Raw genomic sequence first — 17,130 nt, forward strand, 5'->3', positions numbered from 1 at the left:
GGTAGCCTTATCTGTCTGATACGATGTAAAAACACCTTTGCAACCCATGTTTATTTAGGAGAAACCCTATGCCCAAATACATCTTGGCCGCCCTATTGGCCGCCTGCGCCGCCACCGCCGGAGCAGACGGCTTCCGCGCGCAAAAGCTGGCACTGGTACGCAGCCTGTATGCCCCCTACCAAAACGGCAACGCCCTGAACGCACACCCCGAACGCCACTTTTCCGCCGACCTGAAAGCCGTGTATCAAGAAGACCAACGGCACACACCTGAGGGCGAAGTCGGCTGCATCGACTACGACCCCGTCATCGCCGGACAGGACTGGGACCGGGGCAGCCTGAAACGGACGCTGGAAATCCGGCCGCTGGCCAACGGCCGCATCGAAGCCGTGTTCCAGCAGTTTCCCGGCGACACTTCGGCCACCCAAGTGCAGTTCGTGCTGCAATGCCGCCCCAACGGCCGCTGCCTCATCGACGACATCTACACCGCCACGCCGGGAAACCGCTTGGTTTCCTTCAAACGCAGCGTGCGCCGCTGTATGGCCAAAATGGCCGGGCAGCATTAAAAAAAGGCTACCTGAAACTTTTCAGGTAGCCTTTTATCCGTTCAGCACTTAAATCAGCTTATTCCTCGCCGGCAAAAGCCAGCAGCAAGCGCAGCAGGCCGGTGAAAATATTGTAGATGGCCACAAACAGCGTGAGCGCGGCGCTGATATGGCTGTCTTCGCCGCCTTCAATTACCACGCGCACCTGCAACATAATCAGCACGGAGCTGACGATCACAAACAGGCCGGATACCGCCAGCGACAGCGCCGGAATGTTTGGGAAAATAAAACTGGCCACCATGGCGATCACCGACACCACGAAGCCCACGGAAACAAAACGCGCGATGGCTTTGGTTTCGAAAGTGGCCGATTTGGCCATTGCCGCCATGCTCAGAAACACGGCTCCGGTCATCACTGCGGCAATGCCGACCAGCTCGATGCCGTTTGAAAAGGCCAGGCTGTAGTTCAAAATCGGGCCCAGCGAGAAACCCAAGCCGAAAGTGAGCACCATCAGGAGCGCGGCGCCCACGTTGCTGTAGCGGTTTTTCTCAATCAGAAAGCTCATGCCGTAGAAGAAGGCGAAGAAAATGCCGAGTGCAATCCAGCGGTTGCCGGTGAGGCCAAACAGGCTCAGGCCGGTGGACATGGCAAAAAACGCGCCGGCGGCGGCGGGCAGGAAAGACAAGCCCAGCAGGCCGTAGGTTTTGCGCAAAACAGTGTTCTGCGACACGGCACTGCGGCCCACGTCGGTGTAGTCGTAAACGTTGTTCGGTTGCATGAAAACTCCTCTTGATAGTGAAAAGCAAAACAAATGAAGGGCGGATTGTAGCAGCAATTGCGCCGTTTGCGCGAAATATAAACGCCTGTAAAACAAACCGTTGGCAACTCAAACCGCCTGCCATGCCGGCAATATGGGGCGGCGCCGCGTTTTTGCAACGTCGCAAAATGTTGCCTTAGGTAAAAGCGCAGCGCCGCCCGATTGTTCGCATCCGCTATATAATCCTGATTTTTCCCCAACCACGAGAAACGCCATGCCCGTCCCCCGCTACGCCGTATTCGGCAATCCCATCGCCCACAGCCGCTCACCCGCCATCCACCAAATGTTTGCCGCGCAGGAAGGCGCCGCCATCGAATATGAGCGCATTCTGGCCGAACCCGGCCGTTTTGCCGAAAGCGCCGCTGCCTTTTTCGCCGCAGGCGGGCTAGGCGCCAACGTAACCGTGCCCTTCAAAACCGACGCCTGCGCCTGGGCCGACAGCCTTTCCGCACGCGCCCGCGCCGCCGGCGCCGCCAACACGCTGATCAAACAGCCCAACGGCCAAATCCATGCCGACAACACCGACGGCCTCGGCCTCGTAGCCGATATCCGCCGCCATTTTCAGGTAGCCTTAGCCGGCAAACGCATCCTGCTTATCGGCGCCGGCGGCGCGGCACGCGGCGTGATCCTGCCCCTGCTCGAATGCCGGCCCGCCAGCCTCACCATTGCCAACCGCACCGCCGCCAAAGCCCGCGAGCTGGCCGAAACATTCGGTGCATCCGCTGCCGAGTTTGCCGAGCTGCCCGCCGCCGGCTTCGACATCGCCATCAACGCCACCTCCGGCAGCCTCAGCGGCCAAGTACCCGCCATCGCCGCCAAAGTATTCACCCAATGCGAGCTCGCCTACGACATGGCCTACGGCCGCGAGCCCACCGCCTTTATGCGCTTCGCCCAAAATGCCGGCGCACAGCGCAGCGCCGACGGCCTGGGCATGCTGGTGGAACAAGCCGCCGAATCCTACCGCCTCTGGCGCGGCTTCTCCCCCAACACCGCCCCCGTGCTCGCCGCCCTGCGCGCCGGAGAAATCTAACTTCGCCGTCCAAAGGCTACCTGAAATCCGGCAAACCGCCGAAACTTACTCCCCCTTAACACAAACAGGCTGCCCGAAACTTTTCAGGTAGCCTGAAAATCCTTTATAATCCGCCCCTTTTCCCACCCGCGGTTCGCAACCCTCCCGCGTTACCAAAACTAAGGATCATCATGAGAAACCAAGAAGAGCTCGGCAGCCTCACCCTGCTGGGCAACCAGAAAACCGAATACAAAACCACCTACGCCCCCGAAGTGCTCGAAACCTTCGACAACAAACACCCCGGCAACGACTACTTCGTCAAATTCGTCTGCCCCGAATTCACCAGCCTCTGCCCCATCACCGGCCAGCCCGATTTCGCCACCATCCTCATCCGCTACATCCCCGACATCAAAATGGTGGAAAGCAAATCGCTCAAACTCTACCTCTTCAGCTTCCGCAACCACGGCGACTTTCACGAAGACTGCATCAACATCATCATGAAAGACCTCATCAAACTGATGAACCCGCGCTACATCGAAGTGTTCGGCGAATTCACCCCGCGCGGCGGCATCGCCATCCACCCCTTCGCCAACTGGGGCCGCCCCGGCACAGCGTTCGAGCAACTGGCGCGCGAGCGGCTGTTCAAACACGACATGCAGTAAAGCCCACAGGCTAGCTGAAACCATGCCCATCGCAGAAATCAAACGCCGCGCCGCCGCCCTGCCCCCGTTGGATAACGCCGCACTGGCCGCCGAAATCCAACGGCTGAAACAGCGCGGCACGGCATTTCTAGGCTGCATCGCCTTTGTGCAGGCCAACCGCCGCATCAGCCTAAACGAAGCCAAACGGCTCACCCTCTCCCTGCCCGCGTTCAGCACAGAAGAGAAAGCCGCTTTTGAACAAGCCTGCCAAATCATGCAGGCAGAATTCGAGCAGGAAACATAGCGGCAATATTTTTCAGGTAGCCTCTACCGGTTTGCCAGCCTCACTTTTTCCTTTGAAGCAGGCGGCGAAGATTAAGCCCCCGAAAGGCTACCTGAAAAACAAAACCCCTCCCCCCAGCGCGGTTCGCAACCCTCCCGCGCAGATTTCCATCTAAACCAAAACTAAGGACCATCATGCAAAACTACGTTTTCACCCCCGCCCAACAGCGCCAAGCCCTGATCTGGCTCACCCTCTTCCACATCCTCGTAATTGCCGCCAGCAACTACCTCGTGCAATTCCCCTTCACCGTTACCCTGCCCAACGGCTTCGAAGTGCATTCCACCTGGGGCGCCCTCACCTTCCCCTTCATCTTCCTCGCCACCGACCTCACCGTGCGCATCTTCGGCCAACGCCTCGCCCGGCGCATCATCTTCCTCGTCATGTTTCCCGCCCTGCTCGTGTCCTACGCCTTCTCCGTGCTGTTTCAAGAAGGCGCGTGGACAGGCTGGAGCGCCCTCGTCGTATTCGTGATGCCCGTGTTCCGCATCGCCCTGGCCAGCTTCTCCGCCTATGCCGTCGGCCAAATCCTCGATATTTTCGTGTTCAACCGCCTGCGCCAGCTCAAATCCTGGTGGATCGCCCCCACCGCCTCCACCTTCGCCGGTAACGCCGTCGACACCCTGCTCTTCTTCTCCATCGCCTTCGCCGCCAGCGCCGACGCCTTCATGGCCGCCAACTGGCCGCACATCGCCTTCGTCGATTACCTGTTTAAACTCGTCATCTGCACCCTCTTCTTCCTGCCCGCCTACGGCCTCATCCTCAACATCCTCACCCGCAAGCTCACCACCCTGCACCAGCCTGTTGCAACCGAAGCCGTATCCGCCCAGCCCGAAACCGCCGGCCAAGCCAACTAAATTTTCAGGTAGCCTTTTGCACCGGCAAAGGCTACCTGAAAAATTTATACCCCAGTATCATTCCGCCAGCGGCCAATTAAAACGGTAATGGTAGATACAAAATGGCAACCAACTTAAATTTGAATTACTCACTATCCGAAAGAATATTCTTAGAGCTGGTTTTATCAGAAATTGAAGATAGCGCCATGCGGGCGTATGTCGAAAACCTGATTAAAAAATCAAAGGTCAAAAAAAGGGAATACAACAGCGGCTGGGGAATGTATCTTGATTTTGAAGCATTATCCGAACCTTCCGATAACAAGATGCCAAATAAAAACAACATCCCCATCTTGTTCTCGGCCGATTTTGAGTTTGAACAATTGGATGATGCCGCTTTTTTCATGCTTTATTTAACCGAAGACCGGAAGAGCTTAAATTTTCTCGAAATATCAACATGCTTTGACCATTTCAATGAAGAAATCATGGCATTAACCGTTTTAAAACACCTGCTGTCCAACAAACAATCCGCCAGTAAAGCAAAATATTAACTAGGCCAATCCCGCTTCAGGCTACCTGAAAACCACCCATGCCCCTCCTCCCCCACACCCTCGCCAACGGCCAAACCATTCAGCTCCACCTCAGCCGCCGCGCCAAGAAAAACATCATCCTGCGCCCCCACAGCGCAAGCAGCCTGCGCCTCAGCGCTCCGCCGCAGCTTGGCCTGCCCGAACTGCGCCGCTGGCTGCAACACAACGAAGCCGCCCTGCGCCAAATGCTCGAACGCGCCCCCGCGCCCGCCGCCGCCCCAAGCCATATCTGGCTCCACGGCCAAGCCCACCGACTGCACAGCCATGCCCAACCCGGCATCAAAATCCAGCCCGGCCGCATCCTCCTGCCGCCGGCCGAATGGCCGCAGCAGCAAGCCCGATTGCGCCGCCACCTGCTGCCCCTAGCCGAAGCCTACCTCCTCCCCCGCCTCGCCGAGCACGCCGAGCGGCTGCAACTTATCCCCGAGCACAGCGCCCTCTCCCGCGCCCAAACCTTCTGGGGCGTGTGCCGCCGGCGCAGCATCCGCCTCAACTGGCGGCTCGTCGGTGCGCCCGCATACGTGGCCGACTATGTGTGCGTGCACGAACTCTGCCACCTGCGCCACGCCAACCACAGCTCCGCCTTCTGGTCGCTGGTCGAACAACACACCCCGCACCGCAGCGCCGCCTCCGCCTGGCTCAAACAGCACGGCCGCGAGCTGTTCGCCCTCTAGCCGCCGCGCCCGCCCAAACAAAAGGCTACCTGAAAACCCATCTGGCATTTTCAGGTAGCCTTATTATTTAGCAAATATGAAAATATTTATTACTAATCAAATATCTATATTTTTCAGGTGGCCTTGAGCTACTCCCCCGACGGCGCCGCATAATACGCCCGCTCCCGCCGCATCCGCTCGCGGCGCATCGGCGCAAGCAACGTTTTCAGCAGCGCGCCGATCGGCACCACAGTGAGGATCATCCCCAGCAGAAACACAATATACACGCACAACACCAGCCGCCTGAGCAGCGGCGACACCCGCCCCGCCGCCATCACCAGCCGCCCCCACAGCAAAAAGCTGCGGTGCCCCACGCGCTCGCTGGCCATCAGTTTTTCGTTGATTTTCACCGCGCCCATGTGTTGCAGCAGCGTTTCATCCAGCGACTCATCGCGCCGCAAAGCCTCGGCGGTGCGCCGCCCGAAGCGCGCCATATCGGCGATTTCCGCCTCGCTGATGCCCGCCGCCGGCAGCCAAGGCACGGCCTGCCGTTTGCCGGTAAACATCCACAGCGGCGTGGTAATGAAGCTGGCGGCACTGCCGCATTGGTCGATTTTCACCACATTGCCTATCAGCCGCGCCCCAGCATCCGCCAGCAGCCGCTTCATTTTTTCCTGCGCCATCAGCCACATATTGCGGCAGCCGATCAGCGTGATCACCGGCGTATCGCGCAACGCCCGCCGCCCCGCCGCACTTTGCAAAAACGCCGTAACCGGCGGCGCGGGCGACAAAAACCACACGCTGTAAGCAATCACCACCAAATCATAACGCTCATGCGCCAGCTCGGGCGGCTCGATGGGCGCGGGCTGCAAATGCACCGTTTCAGGGAAGGCATCGAAAAACGGCAGAAAACGCCACGGGAAAGCAAACGGCCGCTGCGGCCGCAGCACCACATCGTCCACCTCGATGGCCGCATCGCCGCGCCAATCGCGCAGGAAACTCTCCTTCAGCCGCGCCAGCTGCCCGCTCTGCGAATACGACACCACCAACACGCGTTTTACCATTTTCCTTTATCCGAAAGCCAAAACGGCGCGATTCTAAATTTCAGCGGTTTTATTGTCAAATCAACAGGTTTATTCCAAAGGCCGACTGAAATTTGCCAATCCGCCCCAGACACAGCCTGTGCTGCATAAACAACACGCCATACTTCATTTTTCAGGTAGCCTCTTATCTGCCCTTAAGGCCGCCCAAACCCCAACCCATGCCCGCCGCCGCGCCAATCCGCTATAATTCCGCCTTTCCGTTTTCTAAAGAAGGCTTTCGGCTATGCAACACATCCACATCATCGGCATCGGCGGCACATTTATGGGCGGGCTCGCCGCCATCGCGCAAGAAGCAGGCTTCAAAGTGAGCGGCTGCGACGCCAAAATGTATCCGCCGATGAGTACGCAGCTGGCCGAGCTGGGCATTGCCGTGCACGAAGGCTTCGACGCCAAACAGCTGGGCGAGTTTCCCGCCGATGTGTATGTGGTCGGCAACGTGGCCAAGCGTGGCATGCCCGTGATCGAAGCCATTTTAAATCGCGGCCTGCCCTATGTGTCGGGCCCGCAATGGCTGGCGGAAAACGTGCTCGCCGGCCGCTGGGTGCTTGGCGTGGCCGGCACGCACGGCAAAACCACCACCGCCTCCATGCTCGCCTGGGTGCTGGAATACGCCGGCCTCGCCCCCGGCTTCCTCATCGGCGGCATCCCGCAAAACTTCGGCATTTCCGCTCGCCTGCCGCAGGCGCCCCAGGCCGACCCGGCCAGCCGTTCGCCCTTCTTCGTGATCGAAGCCGACGAATACGACACCGCCTTTTTCGACAAGCGCAGCAAATTCGTGCACTACCGCCCGCGCACCGCCATCCTGAACAATCTCGAATACGACCACGCCGACATCTTCCCCAATCTGGCCGCCATCCAAACCCAGTTCCACCACCTCGTGCGCACCATCCCCGGCCAAGGCCTGATTGTGTGCAACGCGCGCCAGGAAAGCCTGCAACAAGTATTGTCGCAAGGCTGCTGGACGCCGGTGGAAGGCTTCGGCAGTGCCGAAGGCTGGCAGGCCGGCGAGCCGGACGAGCACGGCGCGTTCGACGTGCTGCACCACGGCCAAGTTGTCGGCCATATCGCCTGGCCGCTGTTGGGCGAACACAACCGCCTCAACGCATTGGCCGTGATTGCCGCCGCCCGACATGCCGGCGTGACTATTCAGGTAGCCTGCGAAGCGCTTTCGCAGTTTCAAAACGTGAAGCGGCGCATGGAAATCAAAGGCTGCGTGCGCGGCATCACCGTGTATGACGACTTCGCCCACCACCCCACCGCCATCGCCACCACCGTGGCCGGGCTGCGGCAAAAGGTGGGCAAGGCGCGCATCCTGGCCGTGCTCGAGCCGCGCTCCAACACCATGAAGCTCGGCAGCATGAAGGCCGCCCTGCCGGAAAGCCTGGCCGAAGCCGACCAAGTGTTCTGCTACGGCGGCGGCGTGGAATGGGACGTGGCCGCCACCCTCGCCCCCCTCGGCGGCAAACTGCACACCGGCAACGATTTCGCCGCCTTCGTGCAAAGCATCCTGAGCCACGCCGAGAGCGGCGACCACATCCTCGTGATGAGCAACGGCGGCTTCGGCGGCATTCATCAAAAGCTGCTGGACGGTTTGGCGCGGGGATGAAATTTTTTCAGGTAGCCTTGCTTGCGCATGAGCTACCTGAAAACTTGAGCTTCAACAAAACTCATGCCGATCAATTGCTTTTAAGCAGCCTCTTCCCTGTACAATCAGGCTACCTGAAAACCAAAATCCCCCAACCACCGAAAGCCCACCATGAAACCCATGCTCACCGCCCTTTCCGCCCCCGCCGCCGCCGAATGCCTGATTCAGGCCAACAGCATCGGCGGCATCCGCCTCGGCCAAACCCCCGCCCAAGTGAAGCAGCAAATCCCCCGCGCCCGCCTCCAGCGCACCAGCGACGGCGAAGGCGTCGGCTACATCGCCATCACCCTGCCCGACCGCAGCGTCGTCCTCGCCTACCAAGAAAGCGCAGACGACCCCGGCTCCCACATCAACCAACGCGCCAAAATCACCATGCTCAGCAGCAGCAGCCCCGCCTGCCGCACCGTCTCCGGCGTCCGCCCCGGCATGAGCCTGCAAGAAGCCGTTGGCAAACTCGGCCGCGTGAAAGAAATCGTGCAGAGCGAAATCGAAGCCCGCGAATTTGCCACCTTCCAGCGCCAGCCCGCCTGGCTCACCATCCAAGTGGAAGACGCCGGCCGCTACTCCGGCAGCGACAGCCTGCCCCGCCGCACCACCCGCTACCAGCCCAACAGCAAAATCCTCTCCCTTTCCATTTCCGCCAACTAACCAGCCGCCCAAACCAGCAAAAAAGGCTACCTGAAACCGCACAAGCAGTTTTTCAGGTAGCCTATTGCTCAAGCATCCAACCATTTTTCAGGTAGCCTACATCAATTCAGCAGGCTACCTGAAATCATCAACACAACCAAACCTACCCGCCATGCCCCACACCCTCACCTGGCAAGAACAAGGCCAAACCCACCAAGCCGAATGGCGCCACACCGCCGCCCAGAAGCCGCCCGCCGAGCTCGCCGTGGCCGAGCCCAACCTTTCCGCCAAAGCTGCCCTCAAAAACTTCCGCCAAAGCCAAGCCCTGCTCTGGCGCGGCGACTACCACCAAGCCGTGCAGCTCCTGAGCGCCGTCAAACGCCAGCTCCCCGCCGCCGCCTCGCCCGATTTCCACACCCACCGCATGCAGCAGGCCCAGCGCAGCCGCCTGGCCAACATGCTGTTGGTGGAAATCAGCCCCGGCTATCGGCTCGCCCTGCGCCGCGCCCCCGATGTATCCGCCGCCCTCGCCGACGTGTTCGGCGCACCCAACAGCGAGCCCTTCCTGCTGCCGCTCAATCTGCTGCTCGGCTTTATTGGCGCCCACCAATGGCACAAAAAAGGCGTGGAAATCCCCGCCCTCGGCGCGCGCATCCACGTCCCTTTCGGCGTGTTTTCCCCCTTGCGCGGCGAGTATCTCGACCTCATCGCCGCCGCCCCGCTGCCGCCCCACGCCCAAAGCGCCTTCGACATCGGCACCGGCAGCGGCGTCATCGCCGCCCTCCTCGCCCAACGCGGCCTTCCCGCCATCACCGCCACCGACAACAGCCCCCGCGCCATCGCCTGCGCCCGCGCCAACTTCCAACGCCTCGGCCTGCCCCACATCACCCTGCTGCAAGCCGACCTCTTCCCCGAAAGCCGCGCCGACCTCATCGTCTGCAATCCCCCCTGGCTGCCCGCCAAACCCGCCGCCGACATCGAAACCGCCCTCTACGACCCCGGCAGCACCATGCTGCAAACCTTCCTCCGGCGCGCCCCCGAACACCTCAATCCCGGCGGGCAAATCTGGCTCATCATGTCCGACCTCGCCGAACACCTCGGCCTGCGCCGGCCCGGCGAGCTGGCCGAGCACATCGCCGCCGCCGGCCTCACCGTCGCCCAACGCCTCGACACCCGCCCGCAGCACCCCAAAAGCCGCGACGCAGCCAACCCCCTCGCCCACGCCCGCCTCCGCGAAACCGTGAGCCTCTACGTTCTGCAGCCCGCACAGGCCAGCTGAAAGCCGAGTGTTTGCAAAACCGAAACACCGTGCAAAATCAGCACAAGCAAGCTATCCAGCCAGCAACTTGGTTTGAAAGCCATCAAGCCAATATTTTCAGGTAGCCTCTCCCCCTTGAAGGCTACCTGAAAACACAGCTGCAACGAAGTGCAAATAAAATCCCCGCCGCACATGACAATCCCCGCCCGTTTTGCTATAAACGCGCCTTTCCATCCCACAACACAGGACACACCATGCTCACCCCCGAACAAGTACAAGCCATGATTGGCGAAATCGTTGATGCCGAGCTGATTCAAGTGGAAGGCGACGGCCACCACTTCTTCGCCGCCATCGTATCCGCCGATTTTGAAGGCAAAGCCCGCCTCGCCCGCCACCGCCTGATCAAAGACGGCCTGGCCGACAAACTGGCCAGCAACGAATTGCACGCCCTTTCCATCTCCGTGGCCGCCACCCCGGCCGAATGGGCAGCCAAACAAGGGCACTAAACCCCGCCGCCAAAACCAAGCCGCCGACCGGTTTCCCTGTCGGCGGCTGTTTTTCTCTATCTAAGGCAGCGCATATCAAAAGGCTACCTGAAAACGTCGGCTTCTGCGAGGCCAAAAATATCGCTCCCTTCCATGCCAATATTTTTCAGGTAGCCTCACTATTGTGCCGCTAACTCCGCAGCTCCACCACCGCCGACAAAGGCAGATGGTCGGACAACAATTGCCAGGGCAGGCCTTGGTGGCTCATGGCGTCCAGCACGTTTAAATGCCGCGTGTAGATGCGGTCTAGGCTCAATATGGGCAGGCGGGCGGGAAAGGTTTTGGGCTGGCTGCCGGCAAAGCGCACGAAGGCTTCGTCTAAGCCCAGCAGGCGGCCGAAACGGCTGCACGATTGGTGCCGCCAATCGTTGAAATCGCCGGCCAGAATCAGCGGGGCGTCGGCGGGGATTTGGCTTTGGATGTAGTCGGCGATGGCGCGGTATTGCAGCTTGCGGTCGGCTTCGCGCAGGTTGAGATGCACGCACAGGCAGGTGAGCGGCACTTCCCAGCCGGGCGGGCGGATTTCGCAATGCAACACGCCGCGCTGCTCGAGGCGGTTTACGGATACGTTGAGGTTGGCGCGGGTTTCCAGCGGCAGGCGGCTGAGGATGGCGTTGCCGTGGTGGCGATTGGCGTAGGTGGCGTTTTGACCGTAGCTGCTGGCGAAGGCGAGGCGGCGGCCGATGAGGTCGGCATGCGGCTCGCCGGGGAATTCGGGTACGCGCTGCTGCCGTTTGCCGTGCGCGCCCTGCACTTCCTGCAAAAATAGGATGTCGGTGTCCAGATGCTGGAGGGCATCAACCATTTGCGGCAGTTGCAGCCGCCGGTTGAGCGGCGACATGCCTTTGTGGATGTTGTAGGTGGTGATGGAAATAGCGCTGGGCATGGTGTTTCCGGCGGTGTGCGGTGGCAGGAAAGGGAATGATTTTTCAGGTAGCATCTTATGTGCCAACTGGTGCTGAATACATCATACGCCGACAGGTGGCGGCGTGAGGCATTTTTTCCAAGCATTACCTTTTCCTCCGTGCGAATCCTGCGGGCAAAACAAAAGGCTGCCTGCTGGCAGCCCGAGGAAACACGGCGGATTAGCGTTTGAACATATTGCCGTATTTCTGGTTGAATTTGTCCACGCGGCCGGCGCTGTCCACGATTTTCTGTTTGCCGGTGTAGAACGGATGGCATTCTGAGCAAACTTCGATGGTGAAGTCGGTTTTGGCCATGGCCGATTTGGTGGTGAATTTGTTACCGCAAGAGCAGGTAACGTTGACATCGTGGTAGTCGGGATGAATTTCGGGTTTCATGATTTTCCTTTACTAAGCGGGTATAGGGGATTTGCCTATACTACAGACAAGCGGTGCATTATGCCTAAAAACGGTTTAAAAAGCAATAGGGTGTTGACGGGGAAGAGGCCACCTGAAACCTTTCAGGTAGCCTTTATGTTGAGCAAAAACCAAATTATTTCACGCGCTCGATTTTGGCGCCCACTTTGCCCAGTTTTTCTTCGATGTGCTCGTAGCCGCGGTCGAGGTGGTAGATGCGCTCCACAATGGTTTCGCCGTCGGCCACGAGCCCGGCAATCACCAGGCTGGCGGAGGCGCGCAAATCGGTGGCCATCACGGTGGCGCCGGAAAGCTTGGCCACGCCTTTGATGAGCGCGGTGTTGCCTTCGGCGCTAATCTGCGCGCCCATGCGGTTGAGCTCGGGCACGTGCATGAAGCGGTTTTCAAAGATGGTTTCCACCACGCGGCTGCTGCCTTCCGCCACGGCGTTGAGCGCCATAAACTGCGCCTGCATATCGGTGGGGAAGCCGGGATGGGGCACGGTGCGCAAATCCACGGCTTTCGGGCGCTGCGCCATTTTGATGTGGATCCAGTTTTCGCCGGTTTGTATATCGGCGCCGGCTTCGGCGAGCTTGTCGAGCACGGCTTCCATGGTTTTCGGGGCGGCGTTTACTAGGCGCACATCGCCGCCGGTCATGGCCACGGCGCAGAGGAAGGTGCCGGCTTCGATGCGGTCGGGCACCACGCTGTGGGTGCAGCCGTGCAGTTTCTCCACGCCTTGGATGGTGAGGGTGGGCGTGCCGATGCCGCTGATTTGGGCGCCCATTTTCACCAGGCATTCGGCCAAGTCCACCACTTCGGGCTCCACGGCGCAGTTTTCCAGCACGGTGGTGCCTTCGGCCAGGGTGGCGGCCATCAGCAGGTTTTCGGTGCCGCCCACGGTTACCATGTCCATCACCACGCGCGCGCCTTTGAGCCGGCCGCGCGCTTTCACGTAGCCGTGTTCGATGGTGATTTCCGCGCCCATGGTTTCCAGGCCTTTGAGGTGTTGGTCTACCGGGCGCGAGCCGATGGCGCAGCCGCCGGGCAGGCTCACCTGGGCTTCGCCGAAACGCGCCAGTGTGGGGCCGAGCACGAGGATGGAGGCGCGCATGGTTTTCACCAGCTCATACGGCGCGCAGGTGTTGTTTACCGTGCCGCCGTTGATTTTGAATTGGCTCACGCCGTCGCTTTCCACCTCCGCGCCCATGCCTTGCAGCAGCTTGTGGGTGGTTTTCACATCGGCCAGCATGGGCACGTTGGTGAGGTGCAGGAGGTCTTCGGTTAGGAGGCCGGCACACATCAGCGGCAGCGCGGCGTTTTTGGCGCCGGACACCACGATTTCGCCGTGCAGGGGGCCGTTGCCAGTAATTTTGAGCTTATCCATATTTAATTGATTTTCTTTAGATTTAGTTTGAAGCGGCAGCCACTTCGGGCAGAGGCTACCTGAAAACGCGGGATTATAAACGTTTTGCCTGCACGATAGGCTGCTTTTGCGCAAATTTGCCGCTGGTTTTTCGTTTTGCAGGCGCACACGTTGTTGGCTGCTCCGAAATCCGCTTTGCTCGTTTCACTTCGCAGAAGCCGATGCTTTCAGGTAGTCTGCCCGGCGAAAGGCTACCTGAAAATGTAAACCGACATACAGCCAAACCTGCACCCCAAAGCGGTTTAAAACTCGGAAACCCGTTTTTCAGGTAGCCTCCTGCCCCGTTTGCATAGCGAGGCTGCCTGTAAAACATCAGCTTCAACTGCATGAAAACCAACGGAGCACGTTTTCCACCCGCCTTCTTGCGGTACAATCCGCCCATTCCCCCCTCACCCAAAGGCCGCGCCATGACCGACCAAGCCCTCACCCCCCACCGCCAAGCCATCGACGCCATCGACGCCGAAATCCTCAAGCTGCTCAACCAGCGCGCCGGCCACGCCCGCGCCATCGGCGAGCTCAAAGGCACCGGCATTGTCTACCGCCCCGAGCGCGAAGCCCAAGTATTGCAGCGCATTCAAAGCCTCAACCAAAGCCAAGGCGGCCTCCTGCCCGACGAAGCCGTTACCCGCCTCTTCCGCGAAGTGATGAGCGAATGCCTCGCCGTGGAACGCCCGCTCACCATCGCCTACCTCGGCCCCGAAGCCACCTTCACCCAGCAAGCCGCCGTGAAACACTTCGGCCACGCCGCCCACACCCAGCCCTGTCCCTCCATCGACGAATGCTTCCGCCTCGTGGAAGCCCGCCTCGCCGACTACGCCCTCGCCCCCGTGGAAAACTCCACCGAAGGCCCCGTCGGCCGCACCCTCGACCTCATGGTGTCCACCCCCCTGCGCGCCTGCGGCGAAGTCCTCCTGCGCATCCACCACCACCTCCTCCGGCAAAGCGGCGGCAGCCCGCAGCCCGAAAAAGTGTATGCCCACGCCCAAGCCCTCTCCCAATGCCATGAATGGCTCAACCGCCACCTGCCCCACGCCACCCGCATTTCCGTGGCCAGCAACGCCGAAGCCGCCCGTCTTGCCGCCGCCGACCCCAACGCCGCCGCCATCGCCGGCCAAGCCGCCGCCGAACACTACCAACTCGCCAAACTCGCCGAAAACATCGAAGACGAGCCCAACAACACCACCCGCTTCCTCATCTTCGGCCACAACCACACCCAGCCCTCCGGCCGCGACAAAACCTCCCTCATCGTTTCCACCCCCAACCGCCCCGGCGTGGTGCACCACCTGCTCCAACCCTTCGCCGACCACGGCATTTCCATGACCAAGCTCGAAAGCCGCCCCAGCCGCGCCGGCCTGTGGGACTACGTATTCTTCATTGACATCGAAGGCCACGCCGACACCCCCGCCGTGCGCCACGCCCTCGACGCCATGACCGAACGCGCCGCCTTCGTGAAAATCATCGGCGCCTATCCCCAAGCCGTGCTCTAATGCCCGCCATATTTTTCAGGTAGCCTCTTAATGCAACAACAGGCTACCTGAAAAACATATTTCCGCAGAAAACTGAGTTTCTGCAAAGCTAAAAACCAAAATCACCACTTTGCGGAAACCCTTTCCCAAACACACAAAAAGGCACAACCCATGCGCACCTTATCCCTCGCCGCCCTTCTCCTCGCCGCCGGCACCGCCCACGCCGAGCTCAGCTACTTCCAAAACGCCAACGGCCAAATCACCTACGAATACGGCGGCGCATACCCACAGATCACCTGCGAAGTTTCCCACTTAGCCAAGCCCATTCCCGTTACCCCCGAACCACGAGATTGCGACACCCCAAAAGAGCCCGGCCAATGGAGCGGCAGCATCTCCCTATTCCGCAGCGGCCCCACCCGCCTCAACTGCAACCGCTACAACCAGCACGGCAGCGGCAGCGTTGTCCTCACCGAAGGAAAGTCGTACATATTCTTCAACCAGCCCAACTGGCAATGCACCAGCCAATCCGGCAACATGACCTGCACCAACCCCGAAGGCCACGGCTTCGAAATCAGCCCAAACAGCCTGCGCCGCTTCTAAGCACGCATATTTTTCAGGTAGCCTCTTGATGCAGCAAAAGGCTACCTGAAAAACATATTTCCGTAGGAAGCCGAGTTTCTGCGAAGCTAAAAACCAAGCCTACGAAACCCACACATCCCCGCTTTCAGGTAAAATCCCCGCTTTCCTCCCCTATATTAAGGAACCGCACCATGCGCACCCTCCCCCTCGCCGCCATCCTCCTCCTTGCCGCCGGCGCCGCCCATGCCGACATCCAACTCTTCCGCAGCCCCAGCGGCCACATCAACTGCATGTACGGCCACACCCCCGGCGTAGTGGAATGCCAGATTCCCGCTCCCGAACACCCCGTCCGCCCCAAACCGGCCGACTGCGAGCTCGACTGGGGCGGCAACTTCACCATCGCCCGCACCGGCCGCACCCAAATGGGCTGCGTGGGCGACAGCCTCGCCAGCCCCGACAGCCGCATCCTCCCCTACGGCCAAACCCTGCGCGGCGACGGCTGGCAGTACACCAGCCGCACCAGCGGCATGACCTGCGCCAACAGCCAAAACCACGGCTTCGAAATCAGCCGCCGCCGCCAACGCCTGTTCTAAGCCGCACCCATTTTTCAGGTAGCCCGCACACACAGGCTACCTGAAAAACCGGTTTCAGCGAAACGGACACACCACACACCCAACCACCGCCCCAAGAGGCACCCGAAAGCACAACCATGAACCCAATGAACAACATCGTCGTCTATTGCGGCTCCAACCTCGGCGAAGACCCCCGCTACGCCCAAGCCGCCCGCGAGCTCGGCCGCGCCATCGCCCAACGCGGCAGCCGCCTCGTATATGGCGGCGGCGGCATCGGCCTCATGGGCGAAACCGCCAATGCCGTGCTCGACGCCGGCGGCCAAGTCACCGGCATCATCCCCACCTTCCTGCGCCACGAAGAAATGGCCCACGGCCGCCTCACCGAGCTCATCATCACCGACAGCATGGCTGAACGCCGCACCAAAATGATAGAGCTCGCCGACGCCTTCATCGCCCTGCCCGGCGGCCTCGGCACCTACGAAGAGCTGTTTGAAGTCCTCTCCGCCGCCCAGCTCAAGCTGCACCGCAAGCCCGTCGGCCTGCTCAACATCGGCGGCTATTTCGACCCCTTCACCGCCCTTCTGCAACACACCGCCGACCAAGGCTTCATGCCCCCCGCCAACACCGGCCTTGTCTGCGTAGACAGCCAAATCCCCGCCCTGCTCGCCAAAATGGCCGCCTACCGATTCCACGACGCCCCGAAATGGAAACGCCCCGCCTGGCAGCAGGCCGAAGAAGCCAAAATCGCAGCAGGGGCTACCTGAAAACGCAGCACAGCGGAGTTTCTGCGAAGCTAAAATATCCAAGTAGCCCCATCCTGATTGAATGCAATACACAAACCCCACAACATATTTTCAGGTAGCCACATCATCTGTTCAGGCTACCTGAAAATATCAAACCTAACGAAACAACCCATACTTTGGCGCAAACCATGCCAAATTTCTCCTTAAGACAACCCAACCAATAATCCCAATGGCAGGTGTACAATATCATACCTGCCGTTTTGATATTCACAAACAAAACGCAACCCCCTCCCCGACTCCCTCTCCACAGGCTCCAACACGGCAGAAAAAACTTCTTTCAAACTCAAGCTCTAAAATTTTATGACCAAGGTCAAGCCATTTCCCCGCATTTTATGATATGATGTATCAATAAATAGGTAGCC

General features: G+C 60.1%; 22 protein-coding genes. 16 read left to right on the forward strand and 6 right to left on the reverse strand.

All coding sequences use genetic code 11. The features are described 5' to 3' along the window. The first annotated feature begins 68 nt into the window (after positions 1-68). On the forward strand, positions 69-563 hold the full coding sequence (locus LG371_RS00430) for a DUF3828 domain-containing protein (RefSeq protein WP_067593470.1): 495 nt from the start codon (positions 69-71) through the stop codon (positions 561-563). A 58-nt stretch (positions 564-621) separates the two neighbouring features. On the opposite strand, the gene LG371_RS00435 is transcribed toward LG371_RS00430, so the two are convergent. Then, positions 622-1,320 (reverse strand): Bax inhibitor-1 family protein, encoded by a 699-nt coding sequence (locus LG371_RS00435; RefSeq protein WP_067593467.1) that lies wholly within the window; start codon positions 1,318-1,320, stop codon positions 622-624. A gap of 253 nt (positions 1,321-1,573) precedes the next feature. Here LG371_RS00435 and aroE point away from each other — a divergent pair, with 253 nt between their 5' ends. The 6 genes from aroE (at position 1,574) to LG371_RS00465 (ending at position 5,446) form a co-directional block, all read left to right on the forward strand. Continuing rightward, positions 1,574-2,389: a shikimate dehydrogenase gene (gene aroE, locus LG371_RS00440; protein WP_067593464.1), complete on the forward strand. Its 816-nt coding sequence runs from the start codon at positions 1,574-1,576 to the stop codon at positions 2,387-2,389. Between the two features lie 167 nt (positions 2,390-2,556). After that, the gene (gene queF / locus LG371_RS00445) at positions 2,557-3,030 is read left to right on the forward strand and encodes a preQ(1) synthase (protein ID WP_156503549.1); all 474 of its coding nucleotides are present in this window, start codon (positions 2,557-2,559) and stop codon (positions 3,028-3,030) included. Between the two features lie 22 nt (positions 3,031-3,052). After that, on the forward strand, positions 3,053-3,313 hold the full coding sequence (locus LG371_RS00450; protein ID WP_067593458.1) for a hypothetical protein: 261 nt from the start codon (positions 3,053-3,055) through the stop codon (positions 3,311-3,313). Positions 3,314-3,486: 173 nt separating this feature from the next. After that, a complete protein-coding gene (locus tag LG371_RS00455; RefSeq protein ID WP_067593455.1) occupies positions 3,487-4,206 on the forward strand; it encodes a 7-cyano-7-deazaguanine/7-aminomethyl-7-deazaguanine transporter in 720 nt (239 codons plus the stop codon). 101 nt (positions 4,207-4,307) lie between these two features. Beyond that, a complete protein-coding gene (locus LG371_RS00460) occupies positions 4,308-4,733 on the forward strand; it encodes a hypothetical protein (protein WP_156503548.1) in 426 nt (141 codons plus the stop codon). A gap of 38 nt (positions 4,734-4,771) precedes the next feature. Then, entirely contained in the window at positions 4,772-5,446 is a 675-nt protein-coding gene (locus LG371_RS00465; RefSeq protein ID WP_225747462.1) for a M48 family metallopeptidase, read from the forward strand. A gap of 128 nt (positions 5,447-5,574) precedes the next feature. On the opposite strand, the gene LG371_RS00470 is transcribed toward LG371_RS00465, so the two are convergent. Continuing rightward, positions 5,575-6,489 carry a dialkylrecorsinol condensing enzyme gene (locus tag LG371_RS00470; RefSeq protein ID WP_225747463.1) on the reverse strand — a complete coding sequence of 305 codons (915 nt, stop codon included), beginning with the start codon at positions 6,487-6,489 and terminating at the stop codon, positions 5,575-5,577. Between the two features lie 262 nt (positions 6,490-6,751). Here LG371_RS00470 and mpl point away from each other — a divergent pair, with 262 nt between their 5' ends. The 5 genes from mpl (at position 6,752) to LG371_RS00495 (ending at position 10,737) form a co-directional block, all read left to right on the forward strand. Next, positions 6,752-8,134: a UDP-N-acetylmuramate:L-alanyl-gamma-D-glutamyl-meso-diaminopimelate ligase gene (mpl, locus tag LG371_RS00475; RefSeq protein ID WP_225747464.1), complete on the forward strand. Its 1,383-nt coding sequence runs from the start codon at positions 6,752-6,754 to the stop codon at positions 8,132-8,134. A gap of 150 nt (positions 8,135-8,284) precedes the next feature. Continuing rightward, positions 8,285-8,821, forward strand: a complete 537-nt coding sequence (locus LG371_RS00480) for a hypothetical protein (RefSeq protein ID WP_225747465.1) — start codon at positions 8,285-8,287, stop codon at positions 8,819-8,821. A gap of 151 nt (positions 8,822-8,972) precedes the next feature. Next, the gene (locus LG371_RS00485; RefSeq protein ID WP_225747466.1) at positions 8,973-10,079 is read left to right on the forward strand and encodes a class I SAM-dependent methyltransferase; all 1,107 of its coding nucleotides are present in this window, start codon (positions 8,973-8,975) and stop codon (positions 10,077-10,079) included. A 233-nt stretch (positions 10,080-10,312) separates the two neighbouring features. Further along, positions 10,313-10,564, forward strand: a complete 252-nt coding sequence (locus tag LG371_RS00490; RefSeq protein WP_067593434.1) for a BolA family protein — start codon at positions 10,313-10,315, stop codon at positions 10,562-10,564. After that, positions 10,540-10,737: a hypothetical protein gene (locus LG371_RS00495; RefSeq protein WP_156503547.1), complete on the forward strand. Its 198-nt coding sequence runs from the start codon at positions 10,540-10,542 to the stop codon at positions 10,735-10,737. The genes LG371_RS00490 and LG371_RS00495 overlap by 25 nt, the downstream gene beginning before the upstream one ends. On the opposite strand, the gene LG371_RS00500 is transcribed toward LG371_RS00495, so the two are convergent. The 4 genes from LG371_RS00500 to LG371_RS00515 all read right to left on the reverse strand — a co-directional run bounded on the left by LG371_RS00500 (position 10,734) and on the right by LG371_RS00515 (position 13,721). Further along, on the reverse strand, positions 10,734-11,489 hold the full coding sequence (locus LG371_RS00500; protein ID WP_225747467.1) for an endonuclease/exonuclease/phosphatase family protein: 756 nt from the start codon (positions 11,487-11,489) through the stop codon (positions 10,734-10,736). The genes LG371_RS00495 and LG371_RS00500 overlap by 4 nt on opposite strands. A 199-nt stretch (positions 11,490-11,688) precedes the next feature. Next, complete coding sequence (gene rpmE / locus LG371_RS00505; protein WP_067593429.1) at positions 11,689-11,904, reverse strand: 50S ribosomal protein L31; 216 nt, start codon at positions 11,902-11,904, stop codon at positions 11,689-11,691. Positions 11,905-12,058: 154 nt separating this feature from the next. Next, positions 12,059-13,309, reverse strand: a complete 1,251-nt coding sequence (murA, locus tag LG371_RS00510) for a UDP-N-acetylglucosamine 1-carboxyvinyltransferase (RefSeq protein ID WP_067593426.1) — start codon at positions 13,307-13,309, stop codon at positions 12,059-12,061. Between the two features lie 73 nt (positions 13,310-13,382). Beyond that, on the reverse strand, positions 13,383-13,721 hold the full coding sequence (locus tag LG371_RS00515; RefSeq protein WP_156503546.1) for a hypothetical protein: 339 nt from the start codon (positions 13,719-13,721) through the stop codon (positions 13,383-13,385). A 34-nt stretch (positions 13,722-13,755) separates the two neighbouring features. Between LG371_RS00515 and pheA the strand changes: the two genes are divergently transcribed. From pheA to LG371_RS00535, 4 genes are all read left to right on the forward strand, one after another. After that, complete coding sequence (pheA, locus tag LG371_RS00520) at positions 13,756-14,835, forward strand: prephenate dehydratase (protein WP_225747468.1); 1,080 nt, start codon at positions 13,756-13,758, stop codon at positions 14,833-14,835. 150 nt (positions 14,836-14,985) lie between these two features. Then, the gene (locus LG371_RS00525; protein ID WP_067593421.1) at positions 14,986-15,414 is read left to right on the forward strand and encodes a DUF6636 domain-containing protein; all 429 of its coding nucleotides are present in this window, start codon (positions 14,986-14,988) and stop codon (positions 15,412-15,414) included. 170 nt (positions 15,415-15,584) lie between these two features. Beyond that, the gene (locus LG371_RS00530) at positions 15,585-15,986 is read left to right on the forward strand and encodes a DUF6636 domain-containing protein (RefSeq protein WP_225747469.1); all 402 of its coding nucleotides are present in this window, start codon (positions 15,585-15,587) and stop codon (positions 15,984-15,986) included. Between the two features lie 125 nt (positions 15,987-16,111). Beyond that, positions 16,112-16,729 (forward strand): TIGR00730 family Rossman fold protein, encoded by a 618-nt coding sequence (locus LG371_RS00535; protein ID WP_067594300.1) that lies wholly within the window; start codon positions 16,112-16,114, stop codon positions 16,727-16,729. Positions 16,730-17,130: the final 401 nt, after the last annotated feature.

It is taken from the genome of Eikenella sp. Marseille-P7795 (assembly GCF_916618725.1).
In the GTDB taxonomy this organism is placed as follows: Bacteria; Pseudomonadota; Gammaproteobacteria; order Burkholderiales; family Neisseriaceae; genus Eikenella; species Eikenella longinqua.